The sequence below is a fragment of the Streptomyces sp. genome, from assembly GCF_035645055.1.
Lineage (GTDB): Bacteria > Actinomycetota > Actinomycetes > Streptomycetales > Streptomycetaceae > Streptomyces.
In genome coordinates this window covers 1-13,424 of record NZ_DASQNH010000033.1, presented here as the reverse complement: position 1 = coordinate 13,424, position 13,424 = coordinate 1, and the positions used below count along the sequence as shown (strand labels likewise).

The 13,424-nt window shown below is 71.6% G+C and carries 14 protein-coding genes and 1 pseudogene; 11 read left to right on the top strand and 4 right to left on the bottom strand.

All coding sequences use genetic code 11. From position 1 onward, the window contains the following. Window positions 1-9: 9 nt before the first annotated feature. The 4 genes from VE614_RS10855 (at window position 10) to VE614_RS10835 (ending at window position 3,543) form a co-directional block, all read left to right on the top strand. Window positions 10-609 (top strand): imidazolonepropionase-like domain-containing protein, encoded by a 600-nt coding sequence (locus tag VE614_RS10855; protein WP_324935318.1) that lies wholly within the window; start codon window positions 10-12, stop codon window positions 607-609. 95 nt (window positions 610-704) lie between these two features. Further along, on the top strand, window positions 705-1,694 hold the full coding sequence (locus tag VE614_RS10850) for an AraC family transcriptional regulator (RefSeq protein ID WP_324935155.1): 990 nt from the start codon (window positions 705-707) through the stop codon (window positions 1,692-1,694). 53 nt (window positions 1,695-1,747) lie between these two features. Then, window positions 1,748-2,599 (top strand): carbohydrate-binding protein, encoded by an 852-nt coding sequence (locus tag VE614_RS10845; protein WP_324935153.1) that lies wholly within the window; start codon window positions 1,748-1,750, stop codon window positions 2,597-2,599. Window positions 2,600-2,847: 248 nt separating this feature from the next. Beyond that, a complete protein-coding gene (locus VE614_RS10835; protein ID WP_324935151.1) occupies window positions 2,848-3,543 on the top strand; it encodes a demethylmenaquinone methyltransferase in 696 nt (231 codons plus the stop codon). Window positions 3,544-3,596: 53 nt separating this feature from the next. Here VE614_RS10835 and VE614_RS10830 read toward each other — a convergent pair whose 3' ends face one another. Together VE614_RS10830 and VE614_RS10825 are read right to left on the bottom strand one after the other, a co-directional pair. After that, window positions 3,597-3,920, bottom strand: coding sequence for a PASTA domain-containing protein (locus tag VE614_RS10830; RefSeq protein ID WP_324935149.1), 324 nt, complete (start codon window positions 3,918-3,920; stop codon window positions 3,597-3,599). Between the two features lie 120 nt (window positions 3,921-4,040). Next, window positions 4,041-4,547: a GNAT family N-acetyltransferase gene (locus VE614_RS10825; protein ID WP_324935147.1), complete on the bottom strand. Its 507-nt coding sequence runs from the start codon at window positions 4,545-4,547 to the stop codon at window positions 4,041-4,043. 97 nt (window positions 4,548-4,644) lie between these two features. On the opposite strand from VE614_RS10825, the gene VE614_RS10820 reads away from it, so the two are divergent. Beyond that, window positions 4,645-5,934, top strand: a complete 1,290-nt coding sequence (locus VE614_RS10820) for a geranylgeranyl reductase family protein (protein ID WP_324935145.1) — start codon at window positions 4,645-4,647, stop codon at window positions 5,932-5,934. Here VE614_RS10820 and VE614_RS10815 read toward each other — a convergent pair whose 3' ends face one another. Both VE614_RS10815 and VE614_RS10810 read right to left on the bottom strand, forming a co-directional pair. Beyond that, window positions 5,935-7,203 (bottom strand): MFS transporter, encoded by a 1,269-nt coding sequence (locus VE614_RS10815; RefSeq protein WP_324935316.1) that lies wholly within the window; start codon window positions 7,201-7,203, stop codon window positions 5,935-5,937. 343 nt (window positions 7,204-7,546) lie between these two features. Beyond that, the gene (locus VE614_RS10810) at window positions 7,547-8,413 is read right to left on the bottom strand and encodes a C40 family peptidase (protein ID WP_324935143.1); all 867 of its coding nucleotides are present in this window, start codon (window positions 8,411-8,413) and stop codon (window positions 7,547-7,549) included. Window positions 8,414-9,128: 715 nt separating this feature from the next. Here VE614_RS10810 and VE614_RS10805 point away from each other — a divergent pair. The 6 genes and pseudogenes from VE614_RS10805 to VE614_RS10780 all read left to right on the top strand — a co-directional run. Beyond that, window positions 9,129-9,488, top strand: coding sequence for an NADH-quinone oxidoreductase subunit A (locus VE614_RS10805; RefSeq protein WP_007383963.1), 360 nt, complete (start codon window positions 9,129-9,131; stop codon window positions 9,486-9,488). 13 nt (window positions 9,489-9,501) lie between these two features. Next, window positions 9,502-10,056, top strand: coding sequence for a NuoB/complex I 20 kDa subunit family protein (locus VE614_RS10800; protein ID WP_007383964.1), 555 nt, complete (start codon window positions 9,502-9,504; stop codon window positions 10,054-10,056). Continuing rightward, a complete protein-coding gene (locus VE614_RS10795; RefSeq protein WP_324935141.1) occupies window positions 10,053-10,814 on the top strand; it encodes an NADH-quinone oxidoreductase subunit C in 762 nt (253 codons plus the stop codon). Before VE614_RS10800 ends, VE614_RS10795 begins: the two co-directional genes overlap by 4 nt. Then, window positions 10,811-12,133: an NADH-quinone oxidoreductase subunit D gene (locus VE614_RS10790; RefSeq protein WP_324935139.1), complete on the top strand. Its 1,323-nt coding sequence runs from the start codon at window positions 10,811-10,813 to the stop codon at window positions 12,131-12,133. The genes VE614_RS10795 and VE614_RS10790 overlap by 4 nt, the downstream gene beginning before the upstream one ends. Beyond that, the gene (gene nuoE, locus VE614_RS10785) at window positions 12,130-13,008 is read left to right on the top strand and encodes an NADH-quinone oxidoreductase subunit NuoE (RefSeq protein ID WP_324935137.1); all 879 of its coding nucleotides are present in this window, start codon (window positions 12,130-12,132) and stop codon (window positions 13,006-13,008) included. Before VE614_RS10790 ends, nuoE begins: the two co-directional genes overlap by 4 nt. Beyond that, a pseudogene (locus VE614_RS10780) lies at window positions 13,008-13,424 on the top strand (NADH-quinone oxidoreductase subunit F); the annotation flags it as partial. The gene nuoE and the pseudogene VE614_RS10780, both read left to right, overlap by 1 nt.

Below are 13,424 nucleotides of genomic sequence, written 5' to 3'. Positions count from 1 at the left end.
GTGATCGAAGTGCTGACCCTGCATGTCGCCGAGGCCTCGCCGGAGACCGCCGTCCTGGTCGACGGCGCGCACGTCGCCGCCGTCGGCCCGTACGAGGAGCTGGCCGCGGCCCGTCCGCAGGCCCGGGTGCGGCGCTGGCCCGGCATCCTCACGCCCGGGCTGCTGAACCCGTACGGGCCGGAGCTGCTGGAGCGGACGTACCACCCGGACCCGCGCGAGGCCGACCGGCTGGGCACGGAACCGATCGGCGGAGAGCGCGCGCAGGCCCTGTTCCGCGCGGACCCGGCCCGCCGGGGCGCCAGCGCGCGGCGCGGTGTGCAGCGGCTGCTCGCGCACGGCACCGTCGCCATCGCGGGGGAGCTGCGCGAGCGGGCCGCGCTGGACGCGGTGCGGCGCGCCGGGCTCGCCGTCGGGCAGCGTCCGCCGTCGCTGCCGGGGCCGCCGTCCCTCTCCCCGGTCCCGCTGATCCTGCTGCCGCCGCTCGTCCCGGGCGGCCCCGCGCGTTTCGCGGTGTTCGACGTGCCCGACCGGGCGGCCCTGGTCCGGCTGGGCGCCGGCACCTGCGTGGCCACGGTCGTCGCGGGGCGGCTGGTGCACCGCCGCCGGTAGCCCCCGGCATGAGACGCTGGTGCCGCTCGATTGGTCTGTACCTGCCATCCCTCTGTACCTGCCCTCCGGGTACCGCCATGAGGAGGTCCGGTTCCATGCGCGGCACCACCGTCCCGCCGGGGACGCCCTGTCTCCCGCCCCGCCCCGGGGACGTACCCCTGCACCGGCTGGAGGTGCCCGGTCCGCAGGCCGTCCCCTTCGCGGCCGGAAGCTTCGACGCCATGGGGCCGCTGTCCCGTTCGGCCCGCCCCCACCGGCACACCTTCTACGAGATCGTCCACGTCACCGCGGGGCGCGGCACCCACGTCGTCGACCTCGCCCGCTGGGCGCTCTCGCCGCCGCACCTGGCCGTGCTCGCTCCGGGACAGGTCCACCACTGGGAGCGGGGGCGCGGCCTCGACGGCACGCTCGCGCTGTTCACCGAGGACTTCCTGGTGGACCACCCCGGCGACCGCGACCTGCTGCGGCTGCTCGCCGAGCGCTGCTGGTTCCGGCCGCCACCGGAGGACGACCGGCGGATCGGCGCGCTGATGACCGAGCTGGTGACGGAGTACCGGCAGCGCGCACCGGGCTACGCCGGGGTCCTGCGGTCGCTGCTGCACGTCCTCGTCGTCCGGGCGGCCCGGCTGCCGGGCGGGCCCGCCGCGGGCGGGACCGGGCCGGGCGCCCCGCCGGGGGTCCCCGTGCCCGGCGTCTCACGGCCGGGCGTCCCGGCCGAGGGGCGTCCCGCGGCCGTCGCCCAGGCGTTCGTCCGGCTGATCGCCCGCCCCCAGGCGGTCACCTGGACGGTCCGGGAGTGCGCGGAGCGGCTCGGCGTCACCCCCGGCTACCTCACCCACGCCGTACGGTCCGCCACCGGCCGCAGCCCGGGGCGGCTGCTGATCGAGGCGCGCACCTGTCAGGCCCAACGGCTCCTCGCCCACACCGAGTTGTCCGTACGGCAGGTCGCCGCCCGCACCGGCTTCACCGACCCCGCCTACTTCAGCCGCTTCTTCCGCCGCGAGACCGGTCAGAGCCCCGGCGTCTTCCGAAAACACCACAGTCGCGCACACCAGTCCCTCGAAGCTCCCCGGGCGCGCGCCTAGGTTCGGTGCCGTTCAGTTCGGTGTCGTTCCGACAGCCCCCACAAGGAGCAGCCATGGACCACGCGACGAACGAGACACCCGACCCGGCCGAGGAGCCCCGCGAGGACCAGCACCCCTCTCCCGTCCGCCGCAAGACGGTGCTGCGCGCCGCGCTCGCCGCGACGGTGGCCGTCCCCGCGGCCCTGGCCGGCGGCCCGGCTCTGGCCCGCACCCTCACCGGCGGTGCCGAGGCACCCCCGCTCACCCCGCCCTGCGACGACGGCGACGACCCCACCCCGCCGCAGACCGAGGGCCCGTACTTCAAGCCCGACTCCCCGCGGCGCGCCGGCCTGCTGGAGACCGGGATGCCCGGCACCCGGCTCACCGTGAGCGGGTACGTCTTCGGCCTCGCCTGCCGGCCGGTCACCGGCGCCCTGCTGGACTTCTGGCAGGCCGACGCGGGCGGCGCCTACGACAACACGGGGTTCCGGCTGCGCGGCCACCAGTACACCGGCGCGGACGGCGGATTCACCCTCACCACGATCGTCCCCGGCCTCTACCCGGGCCGTACCCGGCACATCCATGTGAAGGTGCAGGCCCCCAACCGGCCCGTGCTCACCACGCAGCTGTACTTCCCGAACGAGCCCCGCAACAACACCGACACCATCTTCGACCCGCGGCTGCTGATGACCGTGCGGGACACGGGCGGCGCCAAGGAGGCGGTGTTCGACTTCGTCCTCGCCGTCCCGCAGGACCCGGGGCCGGGCCCCACCCCGCCCCCGGGCGGCACCTGGGCCGCCGGCACCGCCTACCGGGCCGGGGACCGCGTGACGTACGCGGGCCGCGGCTACCTCTGCCTCCAGGCGCACACCGCGCGGCCCGGCTGGGAACCTCCGTCCGTACCGGCGCTGTGGCGGGCGGACTGAGGCGGCTCGTCGCGGGGGGAGGCGCAGCTCCGGTGAGGCGGCTCACCGGAGAACGCCTCGCTCGTCGACCGGAGCCGGGAGGCGCCCGCCTTCGCGGCCCACCTGCCGCTGGGCAGCCGGTGGTTCGTGTTCGGCGTCGGCTGGGCGCTGATCACCGGATTCGTGCTGGTGTGCGGGTGGGAGGAGGACGTGGCGGCGAAACGCCCACCGCGGCTTCTGCCGTACGGCCCGGCTGCAACAATGAGGACGTGACCCGCGCATCCCTGGACAAGCAGCCGCACGAAGTCGCCTCGATGTTCGACGACGTGGCGGACCGGTACGACCTCACCAACGACGTGCTGTCCCTGGGCCAGGCCCGGGCGTGGCGCAAGGAAGTCGCCAAGGCCGTCGACGCCCGGCCCGCGCAGAAGGTGCTGGACCTGGCCGCCGGTACGGCGACCTCGTCCCTGCCCTTCGCCCGTACCGGCGCCTATGTCGTCCCCTGCGACTTCTCCCTCGGCATGCTCCAGGTCGGCAAGGGCAGGCACCCGTGGCTGCCGCTGATCGCGGGGGACGGCACCCGGCTGCCGTTCAGGGACGATGTCTTCGACGCCGTCACCATCTCCTTCGGGCTGCGCAACATCCAGGACACCGACGCCGCGCTGCGCGAGCTGTACCGGGTGACGCGGCCCGGCGGACGGATCGTGATCTGCGAGTTCTCGCACCCGACCTGGGCGCCCTTCCGGACCGTCTACACCGAGTACCTGATGCGCGCGCTCCCGCCGGTGGCCCGCGCGGTCTCCTCCAACCCGGACGCGTACGTCTATCTCGCCGAGTCCATCCGCGCCTGGCCCGACCAGGCCGGCCTGGCCGACCGGCTCAAGGGCGCCGGCTGGTCGCGGGTGGCGTGGCGGAACCTCACCGGCGGCGTGGTGGCGCTGCACCGGGGCTTCAAGGAGAGCTGAGGGGGATGCCGGGCCGTCATCCGGGGCTGAGCCGGGCCGTCCGAGCCTGGCCGTCACCCGGGGGAGAGCGGGCTCATCGCCCGCGGTTCCTCCGCAGTGGCCAGCTCACGGCGGATGCCGCCGTGCGGCGGATTCGGCCGGCGCGGCTCGCGCACGCCCGAGCCTCCGCCGCCCTCTCCCTCGCCGAGGTCGAACCAGACGGTGACGACGGCCCCGCGCGGGATCTCGGCCCCGGGCGGTGGGTACTGCCGTACGACGTAGTCGACGACGGCGCGGGAGAAGTCCGGCCGGTCGGGTGCGGCGAGCAGTACCCCCTGCGCCTGCGCCGCCTCGCGCGCGTCCACGGCCATCAGGCCGACGAGTCGCGGCACGCGCACTTCGGGTGTTTTGGGTGGTATGCGCACAGATGTCACCCCCAGCGGTACTGGCAGAGTAACCGTCCAGGGGTGCCGTCCGGAAGCGTCAGGTGTCTTTCCGTAGCCGAAAACTACGCGGCGTCACAACTCCAGGCGGTAGCAGTGCCCCTGCTGCTTCGACTCGGGCGTCGTGAAGGTCTCCGCGAGCCGCATGCCCAGCCGGCGGGTCACCGCGATCGAGCGGGTGTTGCGGGCGTTCACCATCGCCACCACGCTCGGCACACCCGCCGCCCGCACCCGCTCCAGCGTCAGCAGCGCCGCCGCGGTCACATACCCCCGGCCCCAGTGCTCCCGGCCCAGCCGCCAGCCGATCTCGATCTCTCCGGCCGGGCCCCACTCGCCCGGCCAGGGCTGGGCGCCGGTGAAGCCGATGACCCGGTCGTCCTCGTCGAGCATCGTCCACAGACAGAAGCCCAGTTCGGCGTCGTGCTTGCGCTGGCGGGCCGTCAGCTCCTCGTAGACCGACAGCTCGGCGGACCGGCCGCCGTGGAACTCCATCACGTCCGGGTGGTCGAAGACCCGGTGCCAGGCGACGGCGTCCTCGTCGGTGGGGACACGCAGCCGTACCACGGGGAGCGTTCTGTTCACGGAGCAGCCCTTCAGCCGGTTGATCAATTCTGCTGAATAGACTGCCCATGTCCAGTGCCGGTCGGCACGCAGATTTCGAACTTGGGGAGATCCCGCCGTGACCGAGCCCCTCCTCTCCGACAACACCGCCGACGTCATCGTCGTGGGCGCGGGGCCGGCCGGCTCCACCACCGCCTACCACCTCGCCAAGGCCGGGCTCGACGTCCTGCTGCTGGAGAAGACCGAGTTCCCGCGCGAGAAGGTGTGCGGCGACGGGCTCACCCCGCGCGCGGTCAAGCAGCTCGTCGCCATGGGCATCGACATCTCCGAAGAGGCCGGCTGGCTGCGCAACAAGGGCCTGCGCATCATCGGCGGCGGCGTCCGGCTCCAGCTGGACTGGCCGGATCTCGCCTCCTTCCCGGACTACGGACTGGTCCGCAAGCGCGACGACTTCGACGAGCAGCTGGCCCGGCAGGCGCAGAAGGCGGGCGCGCGGCTCTACGAGCGCTGCAACGTCTCCGGCCCGATCGTCGACGACCGCACCGGCCGCATCACCGGCGTCACCGCCAAGCTGGGCGAGGAGAAGCGCGAGGTCAGGTTTCACGCGCCGCTCGTCGTCGCCGCCGACGGCAACTCCACCCGCCTCTCCCTGGCGATGGGCCTGCACCGCCGCGAGGACCGCCCGATGGGCGTCGCCGTCCGCACCTACTTCACCTCCCCGCGCCACGAGGACGACTACCTGGAGTCCTGGCTGGAGCTGTGGGACCGCCGCGGCCCCGGCGAGGACCGGCTGCTGCCCGGCTACGGCTGGATCTTCGGCATGGGCGACGGCACGTCCAACGTCGGCCTCGGCGTCCTGAACACCTCCGACTCCTTCAAGGAGCTGGACTGGCGCGAGGTGCTGAAGGCCTGGTGCGCCTCCATGCCCGAGGACTGGGGCTACACCCCCGAGAACATGACCGGCCCGATCCGCGGCGCCGCCCTGCCGATGGCCTTCAACCGCCAGCCGCACTACACCCGCGGGCTGCTGCTGGTCGGCGACGCCGGCGGCCTGGTCAACCCGTTCAACGGCGAGGGCATCGCCTACGCCATGGAGTCCGGGCAGATCGCCGCCGACGTCATCGTCCAGGCGCACGCGCGGGCCACGCCCGCCCAGCGGGAGGTCGCCCTCCAGCGCTACCCGCGCGTGCTCAAGGACACCTACGGCGGCTACTACACACTCGGCCGCGCCTTCGTGAAGCTGATCGGCAACCCGAAGGTCATGAAGATCGCGGCCCAGCGCGGTCTCACCCACCCGATGCTGATGAAGTTCACCCTGAAGCTGCTCGCCAACCTCACGGACCCGACGGGCGGAGACGCGATGGACCGCATCATCAACGGGCTGTCCAGGGTGGCACCGAAGGCCTGATCACGCGTACGTGTCCGGCCGCCGCCGGAGCCGGGCCCGGCGGGCGGCGGCGGCCGCCGGGGCGGTGCCGGCCGCGGCGAGGGCGGCGCTGACCCAGGCGGCGGTGCGCTGGTCGCCCGTCGCCGCGGTGGCCGCCCCGGCCAGCAGGGGCCCGGCGAACGCACCCACGTTCAGCGCGGCGGTGGCGAACGAGCCGCCCAGCGCGGGCGCGTCGGAGGCGGCCCGCAGCGCGCGGTTCACCAGCGCCGAGCCGACCCCGAAGGACAACGCGCCCTGCACCGTGGCGAGCACGAACAGCGGGACGACTGCCGTACCGGCCAGGGCCAGCGCCGCCCACCCCACCGGCAGCGCCGCGGACGCCAGCAGCAGTCCCCGCCGCGGCCGCCCGTCGCCTTTGCCCCGCTCGCCTTTACCCCGCTCGCCTTTGTCCCGGTCGCCTTTGTCCCGGTCGCCCTTGCCCCGGTCGTCCCTGCCCCCGTCGTCCTGGCCCCCGTCGTCCTGGCGCCCGGCGACGGTCACCCCGGCGAACGCCCCCGCTCCGAACGCCGCGAGCAGCCCGGGCACCGCCGCCTCGGGCAGCCGCGCGGTGTCCGTGGCGATGACGGCGAGATAGGCGAAGGTCGCGAAGGTCGCCCCGTTGACGGCGGCGGCGAGCGCCAGCGCCGACCGCACGGGGCGCGCCCTCAGCACCCCGATCTCCCGGCGGACGCGGACCTCGGCCCGGCCGGCGGCGTCGGCGGGCGCCGAGCGGAACACCAGCGCCAGCGCGGGCAGACACAGCGCGGCCACCGCCCAGAAGGCCGCGCGCCAGCCCGCCCGCTCCCCGAGCAGCGCACCCGCGGGCACCCCGGCGACACACGCCAGCGTGACCCCGGACAGCAGGACGGCGGTCGCCCGCGCCTGCTTCCCGGGCGCGACGAGCGAGGTCGCCACGGACATCGCGACCGCGAGGAAACCGGCGTTGACGACCGCGGCGACGATCCGGGTGGCGAACAGCACCGCGAAATTCGGCGTGACGGCGCCGACGACATGCACGACGACGAACGCCGCGAGGAAGCCCGCCAGCGCCCCCCGCCGTGGCCATCGCGCGCTCCAGGCGGCCATCAACGGGGCGCCGGCGACCATCCCGATCGCATACGCGGAGGTCAGGCTCGCGGCGGCGGCCACCGACACGGACAGATCGCGGGCGATACCCGGTACAAGCCCGGACAGCATGAACTCGGAAGTCCCCTGGGCGAAGACGGCGAGACCCAGGACATGGACGAACACGGGCAAGGAGTCGACTCCAGCGTGAGAGTGCGGGCAGGAGCATCCGCGCGCTGGAGAGGGGAGGAACCGGCCAGGCACGCGGAGCGCGTGTCCGGTCGCCGGAGGCGGGGGCGGTTCGGGAAGCCGTACGAGGGTCAGTCTGCGGCCCGCCGCCGGGCGACCGGCGGCTCCGCTCTGTCGGACTCGGGGTTCGTCACGCGAGGCACGCTAGCGGCGCTCTCGCGGGACGGCAACGGAAATACCGCCCGGGGGGGGAGAGAGAGCGGAGGGCCTGTCCGGGGAAAGGGCGAAGGACCGCGGCCCCCGAGCGGCTGCGGCCCTTCCCCTGGTGTCGTGCGACGGTTCAGAGGACGCGCACCGCGCCCGACGCCGGGTAGCCGGACAGGTCCTGGATGACGACGCCCTTGGAGGGGTTCGCGGCGTCCAGGTACTGGCCGTCCCCGATGTACACGCCCACGTGGTACGCCGAGCCCTTGCCACCCCAGTACAGGATGTCGCCGGGCTGGAGGCTGGACAGGGAGACCTCGGTGCCCATCATCGACTGGTCCTGCGACACACGCGGCAGGTCCACACCGACCTCGCGGAACGCGGCCTGGACGAGGCTGGAGCAGTCCCAGGCGTTGGGACCGGTGGCGCCCATGACGTAGGCGTCGCCCAACTGGGCCTTCAGGAAGGCGATGACCGTCCCGACGCTGCCGCCGGCGGGCGCGGAGACGGACGGCGTGGAGACGCCGGCGGCCACGGAGACGTCGGCGGAGACGTCGGCGGACGCGGTGAGCGTGGCCCGCTCGGCGTCCCGCGCGGCGCGCTCGGCGGCGGCCTTGCGCGCGGCCTCCTCGGCCTTCTTCTTGGCCTCCGCCTTCTTCTTGGCCACGGCGAGGTCGGCCTTGGCCTCCTTGGCGGCCTGGGCGGCGGCCGCGTCGCGCTCGGCCTGCAGCTCGTAGTTGGCGGCGGCCAGTTCGGTGGCGTCCGCGGACTCGGCGACCTGGGCGGCCAGGTCGGCCGTGAGGGTGGGCAGTTCGAGCGTCTGCGTCACCGGTTCGGCGGCGATCGCCGGACCCGACGCACCGGCCACTGCCACGGTGCTGAGGATGCCACCGGCAACTCCGGCCCGCATCGCGATCTTCGACGCGCTGCGGCGGGGCTTCCGGTGGCTGCGTATGTGAGCGGTGTGGGACATGGGAACAACCGGTATCAGGGCCTCCTCCATACCTTCAAGAAACGTGGTCTGCGCCACAGTTGTTCAATCCAGCCCCGAAACCCTCCCACCAGACTCCCTATTGACGCCGTAACGGACATTGCGGACCCACCCTCTCAAGCCTGTGATCATGGGCTTTCGTCGTTACGCCCGAATTGCCCGCGACCTACCACCGGTTCGGGTGGTTGGCCAAGCCCGCTTCCCGGGGCCCGCTCGTGAATGTGGCGGAGGTCACGGAACGGTTGCGGCGGCGGGTGCGTCTGGCGTGCGCTCCGGTGGCCGGGGAGTTCGTGAACGCGCGCACACGTCCACACCCGGCCTCGCACCTCTTTCCGAGGTGTGAACGGCGGCCTCTATCAAGAGATCGACTCCCATGCCAATTTGCATGCACGAGAACTCTCTTGATATTGAGACGCCCCCCGCGACCTGCGTCGACGAGCGAAAATGTCACCAGTAGTGATCACTCTGACGCTTCGCGTATGAAGATCACCGCTCATACGACTTCATGATCCTTCGTCAGGTGGTGGAGATCACAAAGCTTGTGCAATACCCCGTGTCGCAGATCACAGAGCGGCAGGCATAAGATGCGAGGCAGTTGGGCTTGTGACCTGCTTCACATGTTCTCGATCTTCATCGGTACCAACGGGGTTGGTGAGACCGGTGGGGCGGATGTGAGCCCGATGCACAACCGCCAGCAGTCAGTGCCGACTGAGAGGAGCGAGGAGCGGTGAACGCGTATGCGCCCATCCTCGTACTGGGAGCCCTCGGGGCAGGCTTTGCGATCTTCTCCGTGGTCATGGCCACGCTGATCGGTCCGAAGCGGTACAACCGCGCCAAGCTCGAAGCCTACGAGTGCGGTATCGAGCCGACCCCCACGCCGGCCGGCGGCGGGCGCTTCCCCATCAAGTACTACCTGACGGCGATGCTCTTCATCGTCTTCGACATCGAGATCGTCTTCCTCTACCCCTGGGCCGTCACCTTCGACGCCCTGGGGGTTTTCGGGCTCGTGGAGATGCTGCTCTTCGTGCTCACCGTCTTCGTCGCCTACGCCTACGTCTGGCGGCGCGGCGGCCTGGAATGGGACTGAGGGGCCTTTAGTCATGGGACTCGAAGAAAAGCTGCCGAGCGGCTTCCTGCTGACCACCGTCGAGCAGGCCGCCGGCTGGGTGCGCAAGGCGTCGGTCTTCCCCGCCACCTTCGGCCTCGCCTGCTGTGCCATCGAGATGATGACCACCGGCGCCGGGCGCTACGACCTGGCGCGCTTCGGCATGGAGGTCTTCCGCGGCTCCCCGCGCCAGGCCGATCTGATGATCGTCGCCGGGCGGGTCAGCCAGAAGATGGCCCCGGTGCTCCGGCAGGTCTACGACCAGATGCCGAACCCCAAGTGGGTGATCTCCATGGGGGTGTGCGCCTCCTCGGGCGGCATGTTCAACAACTACGCCATCGTCCAGGGCGTCGACCACATCGTCCCCGTCGACATCTACCTCCCCGGCTGCCCGCCGCGGCCGGAGATGCTGATGGACGCCATCCTCAAGCTCCACCAGAAGATCCAGAGCTCCAAGCTCGGGGTGAACGCCGAGGAGGCGGCCCGTGAGGCGGAGGAGGCGGCGCTCAAGGCCCTGCCGACGATCGAGATGAAGGGGCTGCTGCGGTGAGCGACGCCAACGGCACCCACGGTGCGCACGGGCCCGACAAGCCCAACCCCGAGCAGGACCTCAGCGTCTCCAACCTCCCCGGCCAGCGCGGCGAGGGCGGTGAGGAGATCCGCGTCCAGCGCGGCATGTTCGGCGCGAACAACGGCGGCGACACCTCCGGGTACGGCGGCCTCGTCCGGTCGGTCCGGCTCCCGGGACCGGCGAGCCGCCCCTACGGCGGATGGTTCGACGAGGTCGCCGACGAACTGGAGGGCGCCCTGGAGGAACAGGGCCTGCTCCCGGAGAACGCCATCGAGAAGACGGTCGTCGACCGCGACGAGCTGACCTTCCACATCGAACGCGAGCACCTGGTCCGCGTCGCCCGCACCCTGCGCGACGACCCGGCCCTGCGCTTCGAACTGTGCACCGGCGTCAGCGGCGTCCACTACCCGAACGACAAGGGCCGCGAGCTGCACGCCGTCTACCACCTGCGCTCGATCACCCACAACCGGCTGATCCGCCTGGAAGTCAGCGCCCCGGACGCCGACCCGCGCATCCCGTCCCTGGTCCAGGTCTATCCGACCAACGACTGGCACGAGCGCGAGACCTACGACTTCTTCGGGATCGTCTTCGACGGTCACCCGGCCCTGACGCGGATCATGATGCCGGACGACTGGCAGGGCCATCCGCAGCGCAAGGACTACCCCCTCGGCGGCATTCCCGTCGAGTACAAGGGCGCCCAGATCCCGGCTCCGGACCAGCGGAGGTCGTACTCGTGAGCACTTCCCACGCCTCCCCTCGGGAGACCACCGAGGGCACCGTCTACACCGTCACCGGTGGCGACTGGGACGAGGTCGTCCAGACCGCGGCCAAGGCCGACGACGAGCGCATCATCGTCAACATGGGCCCCCAGCACCCCTCGACGCACGGGGTGCTCCGCCTGATCCTGGAGATCGAGGGCGAGACGGTCACCGAGGCACGCTGCGGCATCGGCTACCTCCACACCGGCATCGAGAAAAACCTCGAATACCGGACCTGGACGCAGGGCACCACGTTCGTGACGCGCATGGACTACCTGACGTCCTTCTTCAACGAGACCGCCTACTGTCTCGCCGTCGAGAAGCTGCTCGGCATCGAGGACCAGATCACCCAGCGCGCCGAGACCATCCGAGTGCTCCTGATGGAGCTGAACCGGATGTCCTCCCACCTGGTGTGCATCGCCACCGGCGGCATGGAACTGGGCGCCACCACGATCATGATCTACGGATTCCGTGATCGTGAAATGATTCTCGACATCTACGAGCTCATCACGGGCCTCAGGATGAACCACGCGTACATCCGTCCCGGCGGACTCGCCCAGGACCTGCCGCCCGGCGCGGTGGACCAGATCCGCGAGTTCGTGAAGAAGATGAAGAAGAACCTCCCGGAGTACGACAAGCTCGCCACCGGGAACCCCATCTTCAAGGCCCGCATGCAGGACATCGGCTACCTCGACCTGGCCGGCTGCATGGCCCTCGGCGCCACCGGCCCGATCCTGCGCTCCACCGGCCTGCCGCACGACCTGCGCAAGGCCCAGCCGTACTGCGGATACGAGACGTACGACTTCGACGTCCCGACCGCCGACAGCTGCGACGCCTACGGCCGCTTCCTGATCCGCCTGGAGGAGATGCGCCAGTCGCTGCGCATCGTCGAGCAGTGCCTGGACCGGCTCCAGCCCGGCCCGGTCATGGTCCCCGACAAGAAGATCGCCTGGCCCGCCCAGCTGGCGCTCGGCCCGGACGGCCTGGGCAACTCCCTCGACCACATCAAGAAGATCATGGGCACCTCCATGGAGGCCCTGATCCACCACTTCAAGCTGGTCACCGAGGGCTTCCGCGTCCCGCCCGGACAGGCGTACGCGGCCGTCGAGTCACCCAAGGGCGAGCTGGGCGTGCACGCCGTCTCCGACGGCGGCACCCGCCCCTACCGGGTCCACTTCCGCGACCCGTCCTTCACCAACCTGCAGGCCATGGCGGCGATGTGCGAGGGCGGCCAGGTCGCCGACGTGATCGTCGCCGTCGCGTCCATCGACCCCGTGATGGGAGGCGTCGACCGGTGACCACCTCATCTTCGGAGCGAGCCGAGCGAGGCATCAGCCTGGGCATGCCCGAGCTGCCCGCGCCCGGCTACCCGGACGACGTCCGAACCCGGCTCGAACGGGACGCGCGCGAGGTCATCGCCCGCTACCCGGACTCCCGGTCCGCCCTCCTGCCGCTGCTGCACCTGGTGCAGTCGGAGGAAGGCCATGTCACGCGCACCGGGATGCGGTTCTGCGCGGAGCTGCTCGGCCTGACCACGGCCGAGGTCACCGCGGTCGCCACCTTCTACACCATGTACCGGCGCAAGCCCTCCGGCGACTACCAGGTGGGCGTCTGCACCAACACGCTGTGCGCGGTGATGGGCGGCGACGCCATCTTCGAGGCGCTCCAGGACCACCTGGGCGTCGGCAACGGCGAGACCACCGACGACGGCAAGGTCACCCTGGAGCACATCGAGTGCAACGCGGCCTGCGACTACGCGCCGGTCGTGATGGTCAACTGGGAGTTCTTCGACAACCAGACGCCGGAGAGCGCCCGGCGCCTGGTCGACGACCTGCGCGCGGGCAGTCCGGTCTCGCCCACCCGCGGGGCGCCGCTGTGCACCTTCAAGGAGACCGCCCGGATCCTGGCGGGCTTCCCCGACGAGCGCGAGGGCGCCGTCGAGGCGAGCGGCAGCGCGGGACCCGCGTCGCTGGTGGGTCTTCGCCTGGCGAAGGGAGAGACCGCACCCGCGCGCGTGGTCCACCCGCGGGAGGGCGGACCGCACGACGAGCCGCAGGCCACGAGCCACGAACCGTCGCCCGCGGAACACCTCAGCTCGCACGACGCGCCGCAGGACACATCGGCATCCGACTCTGCCCACCCGGCAGGGCCCACCGCCGAGGAGGGGGAGTGATGACCTTGGCACCCGAGCTGAAAGACACCAGCCCCGAGAAGCTGCTCGCACCCGTGCTGTCGGCCTTCTGGGACGAGGACCGGTCCTGGTCCCTGGACGTCTACCGGAGGCACGAGGGGTACGAGGGACTTCGCAAGGCGCTCGCCATGACGCCGGACGACGTGATCGCCTACGTCAAGGACTCCGGTCTGCGCGGGCGTGGCGGCGCGGGATTCCCGACGGGGATGAAGTGGCAGTTCATTCCCCAGGGAGATGGAAAGCCGCACTATCTGGTTGTCAACGCCGACGAGTCGGAGCCCGGGACCTGCAAGGACATCCCGCTCCTCTTCGCGAACCCGCACAGCCTCATCGAGGGCATCGTCATCGCGTGCTATGCCATCAGGTCGTCGCATGCCTTCATCTATCTGCGTGGTGAG